Below are 20,275 nucleotides of genomic sequence, written 5' to 3' on the forward strand. Positions count from 1 at the left end.
CTACGGGTCCGCGAGCGCCCGGCATGGCTCACGTCCCCCGCCCGGTGGCGCCGGAGACGGGCCGACGATCAGGGCGGCCCACTGTGAGAATCTACATATTTACTTTCCGCGTCCGATCGATTAGCGAGAGGGCGGCGCACGGCTTCCCGGGCCGCGCCTCCGGCTTCGGGCGGGTCCGGCTCCGGGCCGCCCGGCCCACACCGCCTTGCTGACCAGTGTGATCGGCGAAAGAGGCTCTCCGGCCGCCCCCGGGGCAGGCGCCGGCTCCCGTCTCGGGCCCGCCGGGCAACGATGCCTTTTGAGTGCTACCCGGGAAGGCACCGGAGAGTTGTCAAGTAACCGTTGGGTAGCCTTCGAAAGGTGAGAGCTCGCGACACCGATTGGGACGGCGTACGCCTTCACGTCGTCACCGGCAAGGGCGGCACCGGCAAGACGACGGTGGCCGCCGCACTCGCGCTCGCCCTCGCGGCGGGCGGCGACAAGGTCCTGCTGGTCGAGGTCGAGGGCCGGCAGGGGATCTCCCAGGTCTTCGACCTGCCGCCGCTGCCCTACGAGGAGCGCAAGATCGCCGTCGCACCCGACGGCGGGGACGTCTACGCGCTGGCCATCGACCCCGAAGAGGCGATGCTCGAGTACCTTGAGATGTTCTACGGCATGCGCAGGGCCGGCCGGGCACTCACCAAGATCGGCATCGTCGACTTCGCCACCACCATCGCCCCCGGTTTCCGCGACGTCCTGGTCACCGGCAAGACGAGCGAGGCCGTCCGGCGCAAGGGCAAGGACGGCCGACGGGTCTACGACGCGGTCGTGCTGGACGCGCCGCCGACCGGCAGGATCGTGCGCTTCCTCAACGTCACCAACGAGGTCGCGGGGCTGGCCAGGGTCGGCCCGATCAAGAACCACGCCGATCTGGTGAACGGTGTCGTCTCCTCCCCGGAGACCGCCGTGCACTTCGTCACGCTCCTGGAGGAGATGCCGGTCCAGGAGACCCTGGACGGCCTGAGCGAGCTCCGCACCGCCGGGCTCCCGCCCGGGGGGATCTTCATCAACATGGTCCGCGAGTCGCTGCTGCCCGACTCCGTCCTGGATGCCGCCGCCGAGAGCCGGTTCGACCCGGCGGAGCTGGTGCTCGGCCTCAAGGCCGCGGGACTCACCGATGGCGGCTCCGCCGCGGTCACGGTGGCCGAGGCCCTGACCGAGGAGATCGCCGAGCACGCCCGCCGCACCGAGCTGGAGCGCGACGAGAGGCTGGCGCTGGAAGGGGCCGCGCGCCCCCGCTACGAGCTGCCCCTACTGGCCGACGGGGTGGACCTGTCCGGGCTGTACGAGCTGGCGGAATCGATCCGCACCCAAGGAGCAGCGTGAAGACCCCTCCGGTCCTCGACCTTGACGCGATCATCGACGACCCGCACACGCGGATCGTCGTCTGTTGCGGTTCCGGCGGCGTCGGGAAGACCACCACCGCCGCGGCCCTGGGACTGCGCGCGGCCGAACGCGGCCGTTCCGCCGTGGTGCTCACGGTCGACCCCGCGCGGCGGCTGGCGCAGTCGATGGGGCTCACCGAACTCGACAACACCCCCAGGCTCGTCGTGGGCGTCGAGGGCGAGGGCCGGCTGCACGCCATGATGCTCGATATGAAGCGGACCTTCGACGAGATCATCGAGGCGCACGCCGACCCCGAGCGAGCTCGCCAGATCCTGACGAACCCCTTCTACCAGTCCCTCTCGTCCAGCTTCGCCGGCACGCAGGAGTACATGGCCATGGAGAAGCTGGGCCAGCTCCGGCGGTCGGACGACTGGGATCTGATCATCGTCGACACCCCTCCGTCCCGCTCCGCGCTCGACTTCCTGGACGCCCCCGAGCGACTCGGCCGCTTCCTCGACGGCCGGCTCATCCGGCTGCTCATGGCCCCCGCCAAGGCCGGCGGGCGGAGCGCGTTCAAGCTGCTCAACGCGGGTTTCGGCATCGTCGCCGGAGCACTGACCAAGCTGCTGGGCGCGCAGGTGCTCAAGGACCTGCAGACATTCGTGTCCGCGCTGGACGCCGTCTTCGGCGGTTTCAGGGCGCGGGCCGACCAGACCTACCGGCTCCTGCAGGCTCCCGGAACGGCGTTCCTCGTCGTGGCCTCGCCCGAGCGCGACGCGATACGCGAGGCGTCCTACTTCGTGGAGAGGCTGGCCGAGGAGCGCATGCCCCTGGCGGGCCTCGTGGTCAACCGGGTGCACCGCTCGCCCGCGGCCGTGCTGTCCGGGGCGCGGAGCGCCGCCGCCGCCGAGGACCTGGAGGCGCGCGGCGAGCACGAGCTCACCTCCGCCGTACTGCGGCTGCACGCGGACCGGATGCAGCTGGCCGCTCGCGAGCAGCGCGAGCAGGAGCACTTCATCTCCGCCCACCCCACGGTGCCCGTCGCGCGGGTCCCCGCCATGTCGCAGGACGTGCACGACCTGGAAGGGCTGCGCGAGGTGGGCGACCTGCTGGCCGCCCAGTAGCCGTCGCGGTAGCCGTCATAACGGCCTGCCGAACCCTGGAGCGCGCGTTCGCCGGGCCGTGACATGCGTGTACGGCTGGCGCCCGGCGCCAGCCGTACGGGATCGGCGCGAACTCAGCCGGCGATCAGCTCATTCGTCCGCTCATATTCTTCTTTGGCCAACTCCAGCAGGTCCCGCCAGGAGTCGACATCCGGCCGCCGACGCAACAGCGCTCGGCGTTCGCGCTCGGTCATCCCGCCCCACACCCCGAACTCGATGCGATTGTCCAGCGCATCGGCGAGGCACTCGGTCCGGACCGGGCATCCTCGGCAGATCAGCTTTGCTCGGTTCTGGGCAGCACCCTGAACGAACAAAGCGTCAGGATCCGCACCCTTACAGGCCGCACGGGAGGTCCAATCCGTGATCCACATTCGACCCCACTCCCCTTAGGTGGTCAGTCGTGACTTGGGCCGACGGGCGCGGGCGTCGGGCCTCGGTATTCAATTGCTGCAGAAAGAGACCGTACGCAACCAGACGTTCGGGCCGACAGACCCCGGCGGGACCAATTTCTTACATGGTCATCCACGGCCATCTGGCCGGGAATGACTAGTCACCCACCTGCGATACAGCACGAAGTCATGGCAAAACAGGGTTCCGTTACCGTTTGCGTTATCCGTCCGACGTACCCTGGGTCTCGTGCAAGCTCAAGGCAAAGACCAGGGGTCGGCGGTCGGCAATGTGCTGAAGCTGCTCGGCGCGGCGGCTGTCACAGGTGTGCTCGTCGCCGCGGTGGCGCTCCCGGCGGTGGGTGGCGCGGGGATGACCGTGAACGCGGCGACGAACGAGCTGCGTCTTCTCCCCGAGGAGCTCAAGGAACCTCCCCTCGCGGAGAAGACCACCCTGCTCGACGCGGACGGCAAGCAGTTCGCCCAGTTCTACTTCGAGAACCGCGAGTCGGTGAAGCTCGACCAGGTCGCCGACGTCATGAAGACGGCGATCGTGGCGATCGAGGACACCAGGTTCTATGAGCACGGGGCGATCGACCTGGAAGGCACCTTCCGCGCGGTGGTGAAAAACGTCTCGGGCGGCGGGGTCGTCCAGGGTGGCTCCTCCATCACCCAGCAGTACGTCAAGCTCGTGCTGGTCAACGCCGCGGAGACCAAGGAGGAGCAGGACGCCGCGATCGCGCCGACGCTCTCCCGCAAGCTCAACGAGCTTCGCTACGCGCTGGCGGTCGAGGAGAAGTACACCAAGTCGGAGATCCTCGAACGCTACCTGAACATCTCCTACTACGGTGCGGGAGCCTACGGCATCCAGGCCGCGTCCAGGCGCTTCTTCGACAAGCCCGCCTCCAAGCTGACCCTGTGGGAGGCGGCCACCCTGGCCGGAGCCGTGCAGAACCCGAGCGTCACCGACCCGGGGGCGGGAAAGGCCGCCCGCGCGCGGCTGCTTGAGCGGCGCAACATCGTGCTGAGCCGGATGGCCGAGCTCGGCAAGATCACAACGCAGGAAGCGGAAGAGGCCAAGAAGAAGAAGCTCGGTTTCAAGAACATCGCGGCCCCCGGCGGCTGCGAGGTGAGCGACTACCCCTACTTCTGCCTCTACGTCCAGCAGGAGATCGCCTCCAACGAGGACTTCGGCAAGACCCGCAAGCAGCGGGAGAGGCTGCTCCAGCGGGGTGGCCTGACGATCAAGACGACGCTCGACCCGAAGGCGCAGAAGGCCTCGGAGAAGGCGATCCGGCAGTTCGTCCACACCAGCGACAAGCCGGTCGCCTCGCAGGCGATGGTCGTCCCCGGCACCGGCGCCATCAAGGCGATGGCCGCCAGCCGGAAGTTCGGCGGGAACAAGAAGAAGAACGAGATCAGCTACAACCTCGTCGGCGACCGGCTGCACGGTGGCGGAGCGGGCTTCCAGGCCGGCTCCACGTTCAAGCCCTTCACCCTGCTGGCCGCCCTCGACAAGGGCATGAAGCTGAACGACGGTTTCAACACCGGCACCGGCTACCAGGCCCCCAGCCACAGCGCGTTCCGCGACTGCAAGGGCAACGCGGTCGGCGAGCCCGGTCACACCGTCACCAACTCCAGCGAGGGTCCCGGCGGTTTCAACACCCTGACCACCGGCACCCTGGGCTCGGTGAACACCTTCTTCATGCGCCTGTCGCAGGAGGTCGGCCTCTGCGACACGGTGAAGATGGCCAAGAGCCTGGGCATCCAGCGCGCCGACGGCAACCCGCTGAAGGAGTTCGAGACCTTCACGCTCGGCATCAACGAGATGGACCCGGTGACCGTCTCCGCCGCCTACGCGACGATCGCCGCCCGCGGCACCTACTGCAGGCCGATGGTGATCACCGAGAGCACCGACCGCGAGGGCAAGAAGACGTCGTACAAGCCCAAGTGCAAGCAGGTCCTGGACGAGGAGGTCGCCGACGCGGCCACCCACATCATGTCCGGGGTCTTCACCAAGGGCACGATGAGCCAGGTCGGCGGCATCGGCCGTGACGCGGCCGGCAAGACCGGAACCACCGACGCCTACACCGCGGCCTGGTTCGCCGGGTTCACCCCCGACCTCGCCTCCGCGGTGAGCGTCGGCGACCCGCGCGGCGCCTTCGGGCACGACCTGATCGGCGTGACCATCGGCGGGCGCTACTACAGCTACGTGTACGGTGCCTCGATCGCCGGTCCGATCTGGAAGAACTCCATGATCAACGCGCTCAGGGGAGTCTCTCCGACCTCCTTCACCCCGGTGAACATGGAGCGCTTCGGCGGCTGCACCGGCAATCGGTGCGCGCCCAAGCCGCCGCCGAAGTCCGACCGGGGTGACGGCGGCGACCGGCGTGGCGGTGGCGGTGACCGTCGTGGCGGTGGCGGTGGCGACCGGCCGCCCTCGCCGGACGACGGCGGCCGGGAGATCAACGGCGGCATCACGATCCCTCCGGTCATCCCCTAGGCCCTGCCCTGTGGATCTTGCCGTGGCGAGGATCGGTCAGGTGGTGTCTCGCAAGGCGGAGGAGGAAGCCGCGGCGTGCCGCGGTGACCGACGGCGACGCGGCGAGGCGCCGCCTGACCGACCGCGGTAGGCAAAGGATCCTCGGGACACCGGAGCCCTCCTCGCCGGCCCTTCGAAGGGCCGGCGAGGAGGGCTCTCGTCCTACCTGAAGGGGCGCCGCCATGACCTCTCGGGTCAGGAGGACGCGAGGCGCGCCCGTACGGCCTGTGCGACGCGACCACCCTCTGCGCGCCCGGCGACCTTCGGGTTCACGATCTTCATGACCTGGCCCATGGCCTGCGGCCCGGAAGCGCCGCTCTCGGTGACAGCCTCGTCCACGAGGACGGCGAGCTCCTCGTCGGAGAGCTGGGCCGGCAGGTAGGCCTCCAGCACGGCCTGCTCGTCGATCTCCGCCTGCGCCTGCTCCGCCCGGCCGGCACCGCTGAACGCCTCGGCCGCCTCCCGGCGCTTCTTGGCCTCCTTGGCGAGCACCTTGACGATCTCGTCGTCGCTGAGCTCGCGCGCCGCCTTACCCGAGACCTCCTCGACGTTCACGGCCGCGAGGGCCATCCGAATCGTGCGGGTGCGGATCTCGTCCCTGCTCTTCATGGAGGCCGTGAGATCGGCCTTCAGCTTGTCCTTCAATGCGCTCATGCGGTCCATCTTGCCGCCTCACCAGCCCCGCTGTATCCAGAGTTTCCGTCCGCAGGGCCGATCTCGGGCATGATGAGAAGGTGAGGAAAGCAGCCGCGGTGCCCCTGTCCCTGTTCGGTGTCGGCCTGGCCGGCCTCGCGTACGCCTCGATCGTCGAGCGCAACGCGTTCCGGCTGCGCCGCTTCGACGTGCCCGTTCTGGAGCCGGGGCAGCGTCCGGTACGCATCCTGCACCTGTCCGACCTGCACCTCACCCCTGGCAGGCGGATGCTCATCGACTGGGTCCGCTCGCTCGGAGCCCTCCACCCGGACCTGGTGGTCAACACCGGCGACTCCATCGCGCACCCCGACGCGATCACGCCCCTGATGCATGCCCTGGAGCCCCTGCTGTCGCGTCCGGGGCTGTTCGTCTACGGCTCCAACGACATGTACGAGCCGAAGCCGAAGAACCCGCTGCGTTATCTCTGGCGCACCTCCAAGGCCGACTACGGCCAGAAGATCCCCACGCTTCCCTGGGAGGAGCTGGGCGCCGCCATGGCCGCCGAGGGCTGGCTCGACATGAACAACACCACCGCCCGGGTCAAGGTCGGTGATCTCGACGTGGCGGTGGGCGGCATCCACGACTCCCACATCAACCGCGACCGCTACGACCTGATCGCCGGCCCCGCACCGGCCGAGGCCGACCTGCGGCTGGGGGTGATGCACTCGCCGGAGCCCCGCAACATGACCCGCTTCGCCGCCGACGGCTACCAGCTGCTGCTCGCCGGTCACACCCATGGCGGCCAGCTCTGCGTCCCCTTCTACGGCGCCCTGGTCACCAACTGCGGCATCGACCGAGCCCGGGTCAAGGGCATGAGCCGCCACGACTCCGCCTACCTCCACGTCTCCGCCGGTCTCGGCACCAGCCCCTACGCTCCGGCCCGTTTCGCCTGCTACCCCGAGGCCAGCCTGCTGACCCTGGTGCCCCGTCGGCGCGGCGACGCAAGCATCCACGAAGTCCGCTAGACTTTCCCAAGCACGAGCAAGACCGGACGTGCGACCGGGGTGTGGCGCAGCTTGGTAGCGCGCTTCGTTCGGGACGAAGAGGCCGCAGGTTCAAATCCTGTCACCCCGACGTTGAACAAAGTCCCGAGGTCAAAGGCCGTTTCTGAGAGATCAGGAACGGCCTTTCGCTTTTCCTGACCCCAGGGTCACTCGTCGCGGCCGCGCCAGGATCACTGAGCGGCAAGAAGTCCGCCACTTTCCGGAGTGACGGACTTCTAAGTATTTCCAGGTAGCTCTACGACTTCGCCACGTCGGGCGTCTCCGCGGTGTTGGTGAGCGAGAGCCTGATGGGTAGCCCCGCCCCGGCGAGCACGTCGGCGTCACCGGTACCCGTGTTGGTGAAACCAACCCCAAGCAGAATGAGCCCCGCCAGGGCTGCCAGAACGAGACGCTTCCCGAGTCGGGCTGTCGCAGTCATACGGCCTCCAAAATATAGGTGTCAGATATCCATGGTCAGCGGCGTGACCTGCAATCGGCTGGTAAGCGGCTGAGCAGGACGACCGCCTCCAACTCCACGAGTCGGCCCACGACCTTCTCCTGCCGCCCGGCGGAGCGGCCGCTCCGTCTCCTCGGCGCGGGCGTCGTCCCGGGGGCGTCGACGGAGGTCGTCTCGCCGCGGCACTCATCGGTCAGGCCGGTCCTGAAACAGTGCCCGCGAGGGCGGCGGGTTCGACCGGCATCGTCGCGGGCGGCTCCGCTGGGATGTCGTCCGGCCAAGGCGGGACCTGGACCCGCGAAGGCCGGGACGCTTACCGCAGGTGCGATGACGAATCCGCAGAGGCTTTCTCTACTGCGAGGGAATCCACCTTTTGAAGCATGAATATACGAGGGTATCGTGATTGTCCGTGGCGACGTTCTGAGTCGGCACCGTCAATCAGTGAGGAGCCCTCGTTGTTCAGGCGTCTTTCCAGGTGGGCCACGATCCCCGTCGCCCTCACATTGGCCGCCGGCCTGGCCGGCTGCGGTGCCGGCGATCCGGCCACCTCCTCGGGCGGGCCGTCCGGGGGCGGGACCACGACCCTGACCGTGTTCGCCGCCGCCTCGCTGACCGGCACGTTCACCGAGTTGGGCAGGACCTTCGAGGCCGCGCACCCGGGTACGACCGTGCGGTTCAACTTCGGTTCCAGCGCCACCCTGGCCCAGCAGATCGTCGAAGGCGCCCCGGCCGACGTCTTCGCCGCCGCCAGCCCGGCCACGATGAAGACCGTCACCGACGCCTCTTTGGCCGGCACCCCGGTCACCTTCGTGCGCAACGTCCTCCAGATCGCCGTACCCGCCGACAATCCCGCCAAGGTCGACGGTCTGAGCGACCTGGCCGATCCGAAGGTCAAGGTCGCCCTCTGCGCCGAGCAGGTGCCGTGCGGCGCCGCGGCGGTCAAGGCGCTGGACGCGGCCGGACTGAAGGTCACACCGGTCACCCTGGAACAGGACGTCAAGGCCACTCTGGCCAAGGTCTCACTCGGCGAGGTCGACGCCGCCCTGGTCTACAGGACGGACGTCATCTCCTCCGGCGGCAAGGTCTCGGGCATCGCCTTCCCCGAGGCGGAGAAGGCGATCAACGACTATCCGATCGCCACCCTGTCCAAGGCCCCCGAGGCGGCCAGGCGGTTCGTCGATCTGGTGCTGTCGCAGCAGGGCAAGGACGTACTGACCAAGGCCGGCTTCCAAGCCCCCTGACCACCGATGACGCGATCCGCGACCCCGGCGGGCCGGAACGGCGCACACTGCCGCCCCGGCCCGCCCGGCCGCCCATCAGGAGGTACGGCAGGGGGTACGGCATGAGCGGCGGCCAGCCCCGTAACGCCATCTGCCTGGGCGGCCCCTGCCACGGCATGCTCACCCACATCGACCAGGACATCGGCACCCTCACCGTGCCCGTCCCGCGCCGCTCGCCCGAAGAGCCCGAGGGCATGGCCCGCTACCGCATCACCCGCGAACGGGTGCACCATCCCTGCCGCACCGAGCCGTTCATCGCCCTGCACTGGGCCGATCCCCCCGAACCGGCCGGCCTGCCCTGCCCCTGCGGCCTCAGGCACTAGACGCGCCGCTCCGCGGGCGCGCCTTCGCGCGTCCGGCCGATGCACCGGCGTATCACCCGGACACGGCTCCCGTTCGTGCGCACGACGCGGGTCCCGTGGCCGGTCGCGGCGTGGAGCACTCAGCATTGGAGCGGCCGGTGCCGACATGGTTTCCAGCGCTCATAGGAGCCTTTAAGAGCATAAAGTAACCCCCCGCAGTCAGATGACAGCAAGCGGTAATGTACGTTTGTGGTCATGATCGCATCGATGCGGCGGGTCGCACGGCACGGAGGCGTCGCCTTCGCGCTAGGGCTCGTCGTACTCGGTGCCGCCGTGTTGATGCACCTGACACTGTGTGTGGTGGCCCCCGTCCACCGGGGCCACCATCGCGCCCCCGGGCCGACCGTCGAGGTAGGCGCCACCGGGCTTCTCACCCTGATCGGCGCGGGGACGCCGGCGGAGCACCTACCGTGCCCGGTGCCGCCCGTCGACGAAGACCACCACCTGTGCGGCGCGGCGGCCGGAGCCCAGATCACCGGCACGCGCGTCCTGGTGCCGTCCGGACCGGTCCTCGGCGACCCGGCGGTGGTCGAGGATGCCGCGGCACCTTCACCGCCGCCCGCGCGGCGTCGCGCGCAACCGGTCCGCCCGCCCCCCGGGGCCGCGTTACTTCTTCTCAAATCCGTTTCCCGCATATAGCCCGCCCCTCGGGCCGTCAACGACTCCACGCTCCCGCTGAGCGGTATGAGCCGTCGTTCGCGCGCGCCCGTCAGCGAGTCGATCACATCGCATCCAGGGGAAACGGATCATGATATATACACTTAGTTCATCGCAGATCACTGCGAGTTCGCCACAGATCGCCACCGCCTCGCTCAGCCAGTTGATCACCGGAGCCACCTGCCACGCCCCCGAGCACGTGGTCGGCAACACCCCGGTGCTCTGGATTCCGGAGATCGCCTCGGGGCAGGGGCGCGGGTTCTGGGCGAAGCTGGAGGGCAACAATCCCGGAGGGATCAAGGACCGCTCCGCCCTCTACATCGTCGAGCGGGCACGCGAGCGCGGCCTGCTGCGACCCGGGGCACCCATCGTGGAGTCCACCAGCGGGACCTTCGGCCTGGGCCTGGCGCTGGCCGGCATCGTCGGCGGCCATCCGGTGACGCTGGTGACCGACCCGGGCATGGAGCCGCTGATGCGCCGGCTGCTGGCCGCCTACGGAGCACGTGTCGTCGTCGTCGGCGAACCGCACCCGGTGGGCGGCTGGCAGCAGGCTCGCCGCCGGCGCGTGCTGGAGTTGCTCGACGAGCCCCCGGGCGCCTACTGCCCGGACCAGTACAACAATCCCGACAACGTCACCGCCTACACGGGGCTTGCCATGGAGCTGGCCGGCCAGCTCGGACGGATCGACGTCCTGGTGTGCAGCGTGGGCACCGGCGGTCACAGCGCCGGGGTCTCCCGCGCGCTACGGCGCTTCTATCCCGACCTCCGGCTCGTCGGCGTCGACACGATCGGCTCGACCATCTTCGGCCAGCCCGCGCGCTCGCGGCTCATGCGCGGCCTGGGCAGCAGCATCTACCCGCGCAACGTGGCGTACGAGGCGTTCGGCGAGGTCCACTGGGTCGCGCCCGCCGAAGCGGTCTGGGCCTGCCGGCGCCTGGCCGCGCTGCGGTACGCCACCGGCGGATGGAGCGTCGGCGCGGTGGCCCTGGTGGCCTCCTGGCTGGCCCGCACACTGCCCGGCCACACCCGGATAGCGGCGATCTTCCCCGACGGCCCGCACCGCTACTTCGACACCGTGTTCAACGACGACTACTGCGCCGAACGGGATCTGCTCGGCGCACCCGCGGCGACCGACCCCGACGAGATCGTCCATCCCGCCGAGCGCGAGCTGACCCGCTGGACCCGGTGTACGACCGTGCTCGACCCCACCGTCCCGGGAAACGGCGTCGCGGGAACACCCGCCCCTCCGGAAGGCGGCGCGACCGCCGGGAGGGCACCCTCCGGAGACGAAGAGGTCCGGCGGTGAGAAGCACCCTGACCCTGACCCGCTCCTTCGACCGGCCGGTGAGACTGCTACTGGTCAACCAGCTCACCATCAACATCGGCTTCTACATGCTGATGCCCTACCTGGCCGGTCACCTGTCGGGAGCGCTGGCGCTGCCGGCGGCACTGGTCGGCCTGATCCTGGGCATCCGCAACCTCAGCCAGCAGGGCATGTTCCTGGTCGGCGGCACCCTCGCCGACCGGCTCGGCCACAAACCCATGATCGTCGCAGGGTGCGGGCTGCGCACCCTCGCGTTCCTGATGCTGGCCGTGGCCGACTCGCTGCCCATGCTGGTCACCGCCTCGGCCCTGACCGGGTTCGCCGGCGCGCTGTTCAACCCCGCCGTGCGGGCCTACCTCGCCCAGGAGGCCGGGGCACGGAAGGTCGAGGCGTTCGCCGCGTTCAACGCCTTCTACCAGCTCGGCATCCTGATCGGGCCGCTCGTCGGCCTGCTGCTCAACGCGGTGGCCTTCAGGCTCGTCTGCCTGGTCGCGGGCGTGATGTTCGCCGTGCTCACCGTCGCCCAGACGCGGGCCCTGCCGAAAGGCGACCGCCCGCGGGCCGAGGAGAGACGGAGCGTGCTGCTCGACTGGCGCGAGGTGTTCGGCAACCGGCCCTTCCTGCTCTTCTCGCTGGCCATGATCGGCTCGTACGTGCTGAACTTCCAGGTCTATCTGGGCCTGCCACTGGAGATCCGCCGGGTGACGGGTGGCGAGCTGGGGGTCACCCTCGTCTTCGTGGTCTCCGCGGTGCTGACCATCGTCGGTCAGGCCCGCCTGACCGCGTGGGCGACCCGGCGGTGGCGGCCGCCGCAGGCCATCGCCAGAGGTCTGGTCCTGATGGGGCTCGCCTTCGCCCCGGTGGCCCTGGCCGCCCCCTGGGCGGGCAGCGCCGGCACGTCCGGCGGCGCCGCCGGGGTGCTCGTGCTGCTCCCCGTCCTGGGGACGGCGGCGCTGCTCAGCCTGGCCACCATGATCATCTACCCGTTCGAGATGGCGACCATCGCCGTCTTCGGCGGCCGGCACATGGTGGGTACCTACTACGGGCTCTACAGCACCCTGGCCGGGATCGGCATCGCCGCGGGCAACCTGCTCACCGGATGGGCGCTGGATCTGGGCGCGCGGGCGGGTCTGCCGAGCCTGCCGTGGCTGGCCCTGGTGCTGATCGGCCCTGGCTGCGCCGCGGCCGTGGTCGCCCTGGATCGATCGGGGCGCCTGGCGGCCTCATCGCGGGCCGCTCCGGCGACGGCGTGACGCGCCTCGGGGGCGCCCCGGCCTCGCGAAGCGGGTTCCCGCGGCCGGCTACCCGCCACCGGCCGTCTCGGTGGCCTGCGGCGCGGGGTCCCACCCGCGCAACAGGTCACCGGTGACGGCCGTGACCGCGCAGCGCTGGGCGGCGTAGGCGAGGGCCATGGTGTGGTGTTCCCGGGAGAAGTCGGCGACGGCATCGGCCACCAGGAATGCCTGCAGGTCCTGCATGAAGGCGTCGCAGGCGGTCATGAGGCAGCCGATGTGGGCGTAGACACCGCAGACGATGATCTGGTCGCGGCCCATGGCGTCCATCCGGGTGCGCAGGTCGGTCCTGCGGAAGGCGCTGTAACGCCACTTGGTGAGCAGGATGTCGGACGCCGCGGGGAGGAGGCTCGCGACGATCTCGCTCTCCTGCGAACCGGGGATGCCCGAGCCCCAGAAGTCCTGGAGCAGGCCGCGCTCGTGGCTGCTCTGGCCGCCGGGCTGCATCGAGTAGACGACCGGAACCCCCAGCCCGGCGCAGGCCTCGCGCAGCAGACCGATGTTGTCGATGAGCCCGGTCAGCGGTGCGGCGCCGGCCGCGAAGGGGGCGAGGAAGTAGTTCTGCATGTCATGGACCAGCAGGATGGCGCGGCGCGGATCAGGGCGCCAGGCCACCTGGTTCTCGGGAAGATCGCCTTCTTTTGGCAGCGGGTAGGAGGCGATCTGGGGAAGGGCCACGGGTGCTGTCTCCTTTCCTGTGTCAGTGGGCCGGACGGGGGGTCAGCGGTCCTGGTCCAGGCCGACGGCGCGGAGCATGGTCTGGAACTTGGCGGTGGTCTCGGCGAGCTCGGTCTCCGGCACCGAGCCGGCGACGATTCCCGCACCGGCGAACAGCCTCAGGGTCTGGTCGGCGACCTCGGCACAGCGGATGGTCACGACCCATTCGCCGTCGCCCGCCGAGTCCCCCCACCCGACCAGACCGGCGTACAGGCCGCGGTCGAACGGCTCGATCTCCTCGATGGCCTGGCGTGCGGCGCTCGCGGGGGTGCCGCAGACGGCGGGGGTGGGATGCAGCATGGTGGCCAGCTCCAGCGACGTGACCGCGGGGTCGTCGAGCACGCCGGTGATCCGGGTCGACAGATGCCACATGGAGGCGGTGGACAGCGGTGAGGGCCCGGCGGGCACCGAGAGTTCCCTGCAGTACGGGCGCAGGAGCTCCACGATGCTCTCGATCACCAGCGCGTGCTCGCGGAGATCCTTGTCGGAGGTGAGCAGGGCGCGGGCCCGCTCCCGGTCGATGACGGGGTCCGGGTGACGGGGCACGGACCCGGCCAGCGGGTTCGTGGTGATCCGGCGCCCGGAGCGGGAGACGAGCAGCTCGGGGCTGGCCCCCAGGAGCGTGCGGGCCGTGGCGGTGCTCGACGGCAGGTCCACCGCGTAACCGTAGGCCTGCGGGTCGCGCCGGACGAGGTTGCGCAGCACGCGCCCGACGTCGACGGGGGCGCCCAGGGTGACGTCCAGGGCGCGGGCCAGCACGATCTTCTTGAGTTCTCCGGCGGTCAGCTTGGCCAGTGCCTTCTCCACCCCGCGCAGGTAGTCACCGGGGTCGGGGACCGGGCCGAATCCGGTGAACGTGCCGGTGACCTGCTCGGGGCCGGCAGGTGGGCCGGCCGGTGGGCTCGTCCAGCAGACGGCGGCGGGCACCAGCAGGCGTGGCGGGCGGTCGTCGCGGAAGGGGATCGCGCCCACCACTACGGGGTTGGGGTGACCCGAGTTCTTGGCGTCCCGCAGGGCGGAGGCGACACGGTCTCGCAGGCTCATCGCCCCCGAAACGGAGACCTCCTGGCACACCCCCCTGGCGAGCAGGGTCCGGGTCGGCGAGGTGAAGAAGAAGGTGCCGGGTTCGTAATCCTCCAGGAGGTCCGGCATTCGGGACATGGTGAGGGCGTCGTTCGGCGACATGGGAAAAGCTCTCCTGTCAGGAGGGGATCCAGGAATAGGAGGGATCAGCGCCGGCGGGCGGCCGGCGCTGGGAGAGGACCGTGCCACTACCGGAGCGTGGCGCCCCCGTCGACGTACAGGTCCTGCATGGTGATGTGCCTGGCGCGGTCGGAGGCCAGGAAGAGGACCGCGTTCGCGATGTCCTCCGGGTCGGCCAGGCGGCCGAGGGGGATGCCCACCCGGAAGGTGGCCGGCGATCCGTCGATGGCCGCCCGCGCGTCGTGGCCGCCGGTCCACAGGGCGCGCTGCATGGGGGTGTCGGTGGAACCGGGCGACACCACGTTGCAGCGGATACCGTACGGCGCCAACTCCAGGCCGAGGCACTTGGTGAACTGCGCGGCCGCCGCCTTGGAGGCCGCGTAGGCCGACATGTTCATCCGCGGCACGCCCGCGGCGTTGGAACCCACGGTGACGATCGCCCCGGATCTACGGGGGATCATCCGGCGGGCGACCGCCCGGGACAGGTGGAAGACCCCGCCGGTGTTGACGGCGAAGGTCCGGGCCCAGTCGTCGTCGCTGAGGGCGACGGCCGATCCCGAGCAGAGCACTCCGGCCACGTTGACGAGCAACTCGATCGGGCCGAGGTCGGCCTCGACTCTCGCGACGACGTCGTCGACGGCGGCGCTGTCGGTGACCTGGCAGGGGTAGGCGACCGCGGTGCCGAGCCCGGCGGCGACCCGCTCGACCCGCTCGGCGTTCACGTCGAGCGCGGCGACCCGCGTGCCCGCCGCCGTCAGGGCTCGCGCCACCGCCTCGCCGATGCCCTGTGCCGCACCGGTGACCACGGCCACTCCACCTTCCGCCAGCATGTCCCCACCTCCGTCGGTCTCTCGCCGGTAGGCAGGCTAGTGCCATCACTTTAAGTTGCGCAGCAAAAACTTATAGTTACTTTTCACAGATCAGGTGGACATCGCGGAGGTTGGTACGAACACTCCTGACCGCCAGGCGTGACGACGCACGAGGAGCGCGGGGGCCGGAGCGGTGCCGATTCCGAGGGCTTTCGCATGGATGACCGAGGTGATGACGCGTTTGTCTCTTAGCAATGTCGCGTCAATCGTTACGGCTTATGATCACTCTTCATGACAAGCCAGGATATTTCTGAGCAACCTGCGTATATTCCCCCTATTTCGCAAGACACTCCTCCAACAGCTCCGGCAGATCCGGCAGAGGAGAACAGCGGCGGCGTCCTGGAGATGATCGAGCGCATCGGCTCGGTCATCGTCCCGATCGGCGTCGCGCTCTACGCCGTGCTCTACCTCGGCGTTCAGTCGATGTACTCGGTGTTCCAGATCACCCCGGAGCAGGCGGGGATCGACCAGTCGGTCCTGCTCGGCCGGCTGATGGGCACCCTGATCCTGCTGCTGCTGGTCGCCCTGCCGGTGCTCGGCGTCATCGTCGGGCTGGGCTGGCTGGCCGACAAGGCGACCTTCGGCACGGTCGGCAGGCTCGTGAACGCCGTACGGCGGCGGCCCTGGCTGATCGCCGCGATCGCCGCACTGTGGTGCGGTGCGACCTACTGGGGCCTGCTCGACGTCTTCGGCGACACCGACCTCGCCGTCAAGGTCGTCGTGGCCGTGGGGCTGGGCGTACTGGCCTTCCTGGTGCCGTTCCGGCTGCTGCGCCGCAAGCCCGTCGGCCGCGCCGGGATGAAGGTGCTCGTCGGCGCCCTCACCGGCCTCGGCCTGGGATTCCTACTGATCATGCAGATGACCCTGGGGGCGATCGAGGTGCAGGAGACGGGAAAGGCCAACGAGCTCATCACCTACGTCGGTTTCCAGGACCAGTGGGCCGTTCTCCGGAGCGCCGAGAACGACAAGCCGCTCTACGACAGCCGGTGGATGATGCTGCTCGGCGAGAGCAACGGCGCGTACGTCCTCTACGACTGCGACAGGTTCGAGACCATCCGGCGCTCCATGGACAAGACCATCCTCGAATCCATCCAGCTCGAACCGGAGCGCGAGACGGGTTTCAAGTGCGGCACTCTCGCCGAGGAGGCGCAGACGGCTGAGGCCACGGGCCAGTAGGCACGATGGGGACACCCGCGTCGCCGGTCCGATCGGCCCCGCCCGGCCCCGGTAGCGGGCCCCGGTGGCGGGGCCCGCACCGGTGTCAGGACGGCGTGCCGTCCGCGCCGCACTTGATGATCGGGCGGATGCAGTCGCGCAGGCGGCGCTCCATCTCGGCCGGGGGCCAGGCGTTGAAGAAGTCGCCGTGCATCGTGTATCCGCGCCCGGACGCCAGCCGCAGCTGTGCCGGGTCACCGCTGACCGGGTACCTCAGCACCTGGCGTAGCTTCGGCACCGGCACCGGGTGCGAGGCGGGACAGGCACCGCCCACCGGGTAGGCCATGTGGCTCTTGTGGTCGGCCGAGTCCAGGTCCCTGCCGTTCCAGCACTGCGGGAAGTCCAGGTAGGACTCCAGCTAGGACTCCAGCATGGTGCCCGCCGGGCAGTTGACGAAGTCCTTGGCGGCCCCCACGTGCCCGGCGTGCAGGCACGACCAGCGCGCGTTGCCGCTGGGATCGTCGATCCCGGTCGCCTTGGCGTTGCCCGCGACGATCCGCAGGCCCAGGGGCAGCGGCTGGGTCCGCGCGATGATGTCGTCGCGGACGCCCTCCCCCAGGTAGTAGAACGTGGTGCCGGTGGGTTCCACCGGGGTGTTGCCCTTGTAGAGGGTCGGCACCCAGTACGACGACAGGTCGACGCGCGGGTTGCAGTTGCTCGGGGAGCTCTGCAGGGACGCCAGCGTCGTGTGGGCGTTGGTGGCGGTGCTGCCGAAGAAGCTGTGCATGTGCGACGCGCCGGGAAGTCCGGGGAAGACGATCGGGTCGTCGGGCAGACGGTGGCTGAACGGGCAGTCGGCGAGGAACTCCGCCACCCGGACGACCGCCGCGGACGAGCCGGCGGCCTGCGGGGTGTGCAGGACGAGGGACGTGCCCAGAAGCGCCAGCAGTGTGGTCATCAGGGTCAGCGGGCGTAACCGGCGTCGGAGGCCGGCCGGGGAGAGTACCGGGTGCATGGGTGACTCCTTCGGGAGGTCCCCGGTACCGCTCGCGCGAGCCGTACCGGGGTGCGGTGGAGTTACTGGTAGACGCGTACGTAGTCGACGAGCATCTGCTTGGGGAGACCCGTGCTCGCGTCCGGCGGTCCTGGCCAGTCGCCGCCTACCGCGAGGTTGAGGATGATGTAGAAGGGATGATCGAAGACCCACGGGCCCCGCGTCGCCTCGACCTGGTCCTTGCTGACGGTGAAGACGGTCCGGCCGTCCAGGGTGTAGACGATGCCCTTGCTGTCCCAGTTGGCCGCCCAGACGTGGAAGTCGTCGGAGAAGTCCGCGCCTGTCGGCAGCGTGTACGGGCTGCCGACACCGCCGCCGCCGTTGTAGGCGGGTGCGTGGACCGTCGAGTAGGCGGTCTTGACGTCCTTGCCGAGCACTTCCAGGATGTCGATCTCGCCGTTGTACGGCCACGGCCTGCCGGTGAGGAAGTCGGCGCCCATCATCCAGAACGCCGGCCACAGGCCGTTGCCCTTCGGGACCTTGACGCGGGCCTCGACCCGGCCGTAGGTGAAGGTGAACCTGCCGCCGGTGTTGATCCGGCCCGAGGTGTACTGGCAGGTCCCGCCCGGGCACACCGACCCGGGGGTGGCCTCCTGCCGTGCCGTGATGGCGAGGTTGCCGTTGCCGTCCATGGCGGTGTTGTTGGGGTTGTAGTACTCCAGCTCGTTGTTCGGGCCGGTTCCCGGGTCCTGGGTCCACTTGGCCGCGTCGGGTCTGGTCCCCGCCGCGCCGTTGAACTCGTCACTCCAGACGAGCCTTGGCAGGTTGGCCGGGTCGGGCGGGAGCGGCGGCGGGGTGATGGGGGCGCCGCCGGTGCCGTAGACCTGGAACTCCCACAGCGAGTAGCCGTACTGGGTGGAGCGCTGGGTGCCGTACATCCGCACGTAACGGCCGGATCCGTTGACCGCCAGCGCCTGGTCGCCGCCGGTGCCGGTGGTCGTGGAGTAGATCGGCGTCCAGGTGGTGCCGTTGGGGGAGGTCTGGATCTCGAAGGCCCTGCCGTAGGCGGTCTCCCACCTCAACGACACCTGCGTGATGGTCGCGGTGGCGCCGAGGTCGACCTGGATCCACTGCGGATCGGCGAACCCGCTGGACCAGCGGGTGCCCGCGTCGCCGTCGACGGCCGCCGACGCGGGGAAGGCCACGTTCTCCGCGGACGAGGCGGTCACCGTCCTGCCCTGGGACAGCAGGGTGTCGGCGGCGGAGGCGGGCCTGACGGCGAGACAGGATGTGACGAGGGTGACGGCCGCGGCGATCATCAGGGCCACCCGGCGGCCGGGACTTCGAAGCGAGGGCATGGCGTCTCCTCGGGGCGGGGGGTGCGTACCGGTACGGTTCGGGGAGCGCTCTCTCAAGCAGAGAGCGCTCTCGTCCGACAAGGCCTGTCAAGTATCCGTTCAACCAGCAGGAAACGGGCTGTACATGATCCGGAAACCGACCGCTGATTCAGGGAGCGTTCCCACAAAACCGTTTGTACTGTTACCCGACGCCATGAGCTGCGATCAAGAAGATCTTTTCCTGGGAGCGTTTTCCCGGATTCCTCCGCGGGCCGACGGGAGGGAGAGCCCGATTCCGTTCGTGTCATTGACAGAAATCTCACCTCTCATCACCCTTTGTGAGGGAGCGCTCTCTTCATGATCATCGATTAGGCTTCTTGGAGGTGGCACCGCACGTTCCGGCACCACCGGCCGACCGGCGGTACGGACTGTGGGAGAGGCACATGAGACGACCCACCCTGGAGGCTGTCGCCACCCGGGCCGGCGTGTCCAAGTCGACGGTCTCCAGGGTGGTGAACGGCGAGCCGACCGTCGCCTCGGACATCCGCGATCTGGTCATGCGGGCGGTGAACGAGCTGGGCTACGTCCCCAACCCGGCGGCGCGCAGCCTGGTGACCCGGCGTACCGACTCCATCGCGGTGATCGTCTCCGACCCGCCGGCCGGGCTCGTCTCCGACGACCCGATGTTCTCCACGGTCGTGCGCGCGGCCGGCCGCGAGTTCGAGGCGGCGGGCAAGCAGGTGGTGCTCATGCTCGCGGGCTCGGATGACGCCCGCGTGCGGGCCAGGCAGTTCGTGGCCGCCCGGCACGTGGACGCGGTCATGCTCGTGTCGATGCACGGCGCCGACCCGCTGCCGGCCGCGCTCGCCACGACGGGCGTCCCGCTCGTCTCACACGGCAGGCCCGCCTTCTGGGGAGCCACGCCCTGGGTCGACAACGACAACGTCGGCGGCGCCGCCCAGGCGGTGCGGCACCTGCTGGAACGAGGGCGGCGCAGGATCGCCACCATCAGCGGGCCGCTGGACATGTCCGCGGCCCAGGACCGGCTGGGCGCCTACCGCGAGGTGCTGAGCGAGACCGGGCGGCGCTCGATCGTGGCCATCGGCGACTTCACCCGGATCTCCGGAGCCGAGGCCATGGCGCAGCTGCTGGAGGACGACCCCGCGCTGGACGCGGTGTTCGCCGCCAACGACCTGATGGCGATCGGCGCCATGCGGGCGCTGCGCCGGGCGGGCCGGCGGGTGCCCGACGACGTGGCGGTGGTGGGGTTCGACGACATCGAGGCGGCCCTCTACACCGACCCCCCGCTCACCACGGTGCGCAGCCCGATGGGCGAGCAGGCCGCCGCCTCCGCCCGCCTGCTGCTCGGCCTGCTACGAGGCGAGGACGCCGCCCCGGTGATCCTCCCGACCCAGCTCGTGGTCAGGGAGTCCAGCTAGCCGCCGGGAATCGAAGGAGTTCCCGCGGGCGCGGTGCGACGTTCGTCGGCATCACCG

General features: G+C 69.8%; 18 protein-coding genes, 1 tRNA gene and 1 pseudogene. 12 read left to right on the top strand and 8 right to left on the bottom strand.

Annotation, left to right across the window (positions count from 1 at the left end):
* The first annotated feature begins 360 nt into the window (after positions 1 to 360).
* Both AB0J58_RS25725 and AB0J58_RS25730 read left to right on the top strand, forming a co-directional pair.
* Positions 361 to 1,365, top strand: a complete 1,005-nt coding sequence (locus AB0J58_RS25725) for an ArsA-related P-loop ATPase (protein WP_364219818.1) — start codon at positions 361 to 363, stop codon at positions 1,363 to 1,365.
* Positions 1,362 to 2,489, top strand: a complete 1,128-nt coding sequence (locus AB0J58_RS25730) for an ArsA family ATPase (RefSeq protein ID WP_343961734.1) — start codon at positions 1,362 to 1,364, stop codon at positions 2,487 to 2,489. The genes AB0J58_RS25725 and AB0J58_RS25730 overlap by 4 nt, the downstream gene beginning before the upstream one ends.
* Before the next feature lie 113 nt (positions 2,490 to 2,602).
* On the opposite strand, the gene AB0J58_RS25735 is transcribed toward AB0J58_RS25730, so the two are convergent.
* Complete coding sequence (locus AB0J58_RS25735) at positions 2,603 to 2,899, bottom strand: WhiB family transcriptional regulator (protein WP_012887233.1); 297 nt, start codon at positions 2,897 to 2,899, stop codon at positions 2,603 to 2,605.
* Positions 2,900 to 3,164: 265 nt separating this feature from the next.
* Here AB0J58_RS25735 and AB0J58_RS25740 point away from each other — a divergent pair, with 265 nt between their 5' ends.
* Positions 3,165 to 5,417 carry a transglycosylase domain-containing protein gene (locus AB0J58_RS25740; protein WP_364219821.1) on the top strand — a complete coding sequence of 751 codons (2,253 nt, stop codon included), beginning with the start codon at positions 3,165 to 3,167 and terminating at the stop codon, positions 5,415 to 5,417.
* Between the two features lie 234 nt (positions 5,418 to 5,651).
* Here AB0J58_RS25740 and AB0J58_RS25745 read toward each other — a convergent pair whose 3' ends face one another.
* Positions 5,652 to 6,110 carry a GatB/YqeY domain-containing protein gene (locus AB0J58_RS25745; protein WP_364219824.1) on the bottom strand — a complete coding sequence of 153 codons (459 nt, stop codon included), beginning with the start codon at positions 6,108 to 6,110 and terminating at the stop codon, positions 5,652 to 5,654.
* 80 nt (positions 6,111 to 6,190) lie between these two features.
* Here AB0J58_RS25745 and AB0J58_RS25750 point away from each other — a divergent pair, with 80 nt between their 5' ends.
* Entirely contained in the window at positions 6,191 to 7,114 is a 924-nt protein-coding gene (locus AB0J58_RS25750; RefSeq protein WP_343961715.1) for a metallophosphoesterase, read from the top strand.
* A gap of 35 nt (positions 7,115 to 7,149) precedes the next feature.
* A tRNA-Pro gene (locus tag AB0J58_RS25755) sits at positions 7,150 to 7,223 on the top strand.
* Between the two features lie 165 nt (positions 7,224 to 7,388).
* Here the strand turns inward: AB0J58_RS25755 and AB0J58_RS25760 are convergent.
* Positions 7,389 to 7,571: a hypothetical protein gene (locus AB0J58_RS25760; protein WP_364219827.1), complete on the bottom strand. Its 183-nt coding sequence runs from the start codon at positions 7,569 to 7,571 to the stop codon at positions 7,389 to 7,391.
* A gap of 473 nt (positions 7,572 to 8,044) precedes the next feature.
* Here AB0J58_RS25760 and modA point away from each other — a divergent pair, with 473 nt between their 5' ends.
* From modA to AB0J58_RS25785, 5 genes are all read left to right on the top strand, one after another.
* Entirely contained in the window at positions 8,045 to 8,830 is a 786-nt protein-coding gene (modA, locus tag AB0J58_RS25765; RefSeq protein WP_364219830.1) for a molybdate ABC transporter substrate-binding protein, read from the top strand.
* 101 nt (positions 8,831 to 8,931) lie between these two features.
* Entirely contained in the window at positions 8,932 to 9,192 is a 261-nt protein-coding gene (locus tag AB0J58_RS25770; protein WP_364219833.1) for a hypothetical protein, read from the top strand.
* A gap of 234 nt (positions 9,193 to 9,426) precedes the next feature.
* Positions 9,427 to 9,870, top strand: coding sequence for a hypothetical protein (locus AB0J58_RS25775; protein ID WP_364219836.1), 444 nt, complete (start codon positions 9,427 to 9,429; stop codon positions 9,868 to 9,870).
* A gap of 109 nt (positions 9,871 to 9,979) precedes the next feature.
* The gene (locus AB0J58_RS25780; protein ID WP_364219839.1) at positions 9,980 to 11,194 is read left to right on the top strand and encodes a PLP-dependent cysteine synthase family protein; all 1,215 of its coding nucleotides are present in this window, start codon (positions 9,980 to 9,982) and stop codon (positions 11,192 to 11,194) included.
* The gene (locus AB0J58_RS25785; protein ID WP_364219842.1) at positions 11,191 to 12,465 is read left to right on the top strand and encodes an MFS transporter; all 1,275 of its coding nucleotides are present in this window, start codon (positions 11,191 to 11,193) and stop codon (positions 12,463 to 12,465) included. The genes AB0J58_RS25780 and AB0J58_RS25785 overlap by 4 nt, the downstream gene beginning before the upstream one ends.
* A 48-nt stretch (positions 12,466 to 12,513) precedes the next feature.
* Here AB0J58_RS25785 and AB0J58_RS25790 read toward each other — a convergent pair whose 3' ends face one another.
* The 3 genes from AB0J58_RS25790 to AB0J58_RS25800 all read right to left on the bottom strand — a co-directional run bounded on the left by AB0J58_RS25790 (position 12,514) and on the right by AB0J58_RS25800 (position 15,254).
* On the bottom strand, positions 12,514 to 13,182 hold the full coding sequence (locus tag AB0J58_RS25790; RefSeq protein WP_364219845.1) for an isochorismatase family protein: 669 nt from the start codon (positions 13,180 to 13,182) through the stop codon (positions 12,514 to 12,516).
* A 42-nt stretch (positions 13,183 to 13,224) separates the two neighbouring features.
* Positions 13,225 to 14,406, bottom strand: coding sequence for an isochorismate synthase DhbC (gene dhbC / locus AB0J58_RS25795; protein WP_364219848.1), 1,182 nt, complete (start codon positions 14,404 to 14,406; stop codon positions 13,225 to 13,227).
* Between the two features lie 86 nt (positions 14,407 to 14,492).
* Positions 14,493 to 15,254 (bottom strand): 2,3-dihydro-2,3-dihydroxybenzoate dehydrogenase, encoded by a 762-nt coding sequence (locus AB0J58_RS25800; RefSeq protein ID WP_364219851.1) that lies wholly within the window; start codon positions 15,252 to 15,254, stop codon positions 14,493 to 14,495.
* Between the two features lie 384 nt (positions 15,255 to 15,638).
* Here AB0J58_RS25800 and AB0J58_RS25805 point away from each other — a divergent pair, with 384 nt between their 5' ends.
* Positions 15,639 to 16,469: a hypothetical protein gene (locus tag AB0J58_RS25805; protein WP_364219854.1), complete on the top strand. Its 831-nt coding sequence runs from the start codon at positions 15,639 to 15,641 to the stop codon at positions 16,467 to 16,469.
* Positions 16,470 to 16,554: 85 nt separating this feature from the next.
* On the opposite strand, the pseudogene AB0J58_RS25810 reads toward AB0J58_RS25805, so the two are convergent.
* Both AB0J58_RS25810 and AB0J58_RS25815 read right to left on the bottom strand, forming a co-directional pair.
* A pseudogene (locus AB0J58_RS25810) lies at positions 16,555 to 17,463 on the bottom strand (DUF1996 domain-containing protein).
* A 62-nt stretch (positions 17,464 to 17,525) separates the two neighbouring features.
* The gene (locus AB0J58_RS25815; RefSeq protein WP_364219857.1) at positions 17,526 to 18,800 is read right to left on the bottom strand and encodes a family 16 glycosylhydrolase; all 1,275 of its coding nucleotides are present in this window, start codon (positions 18,798 to 18,800) and stop codon (positions 17,526 to 17,528) included.
* Positions 18,801 to 19,222: 422 nt separating this feature from the next.
* On the opposite strand from AB0J58_RS25815, the gene AB0J58_RS25820 reads away from it, so the two are divergent.
* Positions 19,223 to 20,218 (top strand): LacI family DNA-binding transcriptional regulator, encoded by a 996-nt coding sequence (locus AB0J58_RS25820; RefSeq protein ID WP_364219860.1) that lies wholly within the window; start codon positions 19,223 to 19,225, stop codon positions 20,216 to 20,218.
* Positions 20,219 to 20,275 lie beyond the last annotated feature (57 nt).

This window comes from Streptosporangium sp. NPDC049644 (assembly GCF_040675205.1).
In the GTDB taxonomy this organism is placed as follows: domain Bacteria; phylum Actinomycetota; class Actinomycetes; order Streptosporangiales; family Streptosporangiaceae; genus Streptosporangium; species Streptosporangium fukuiense.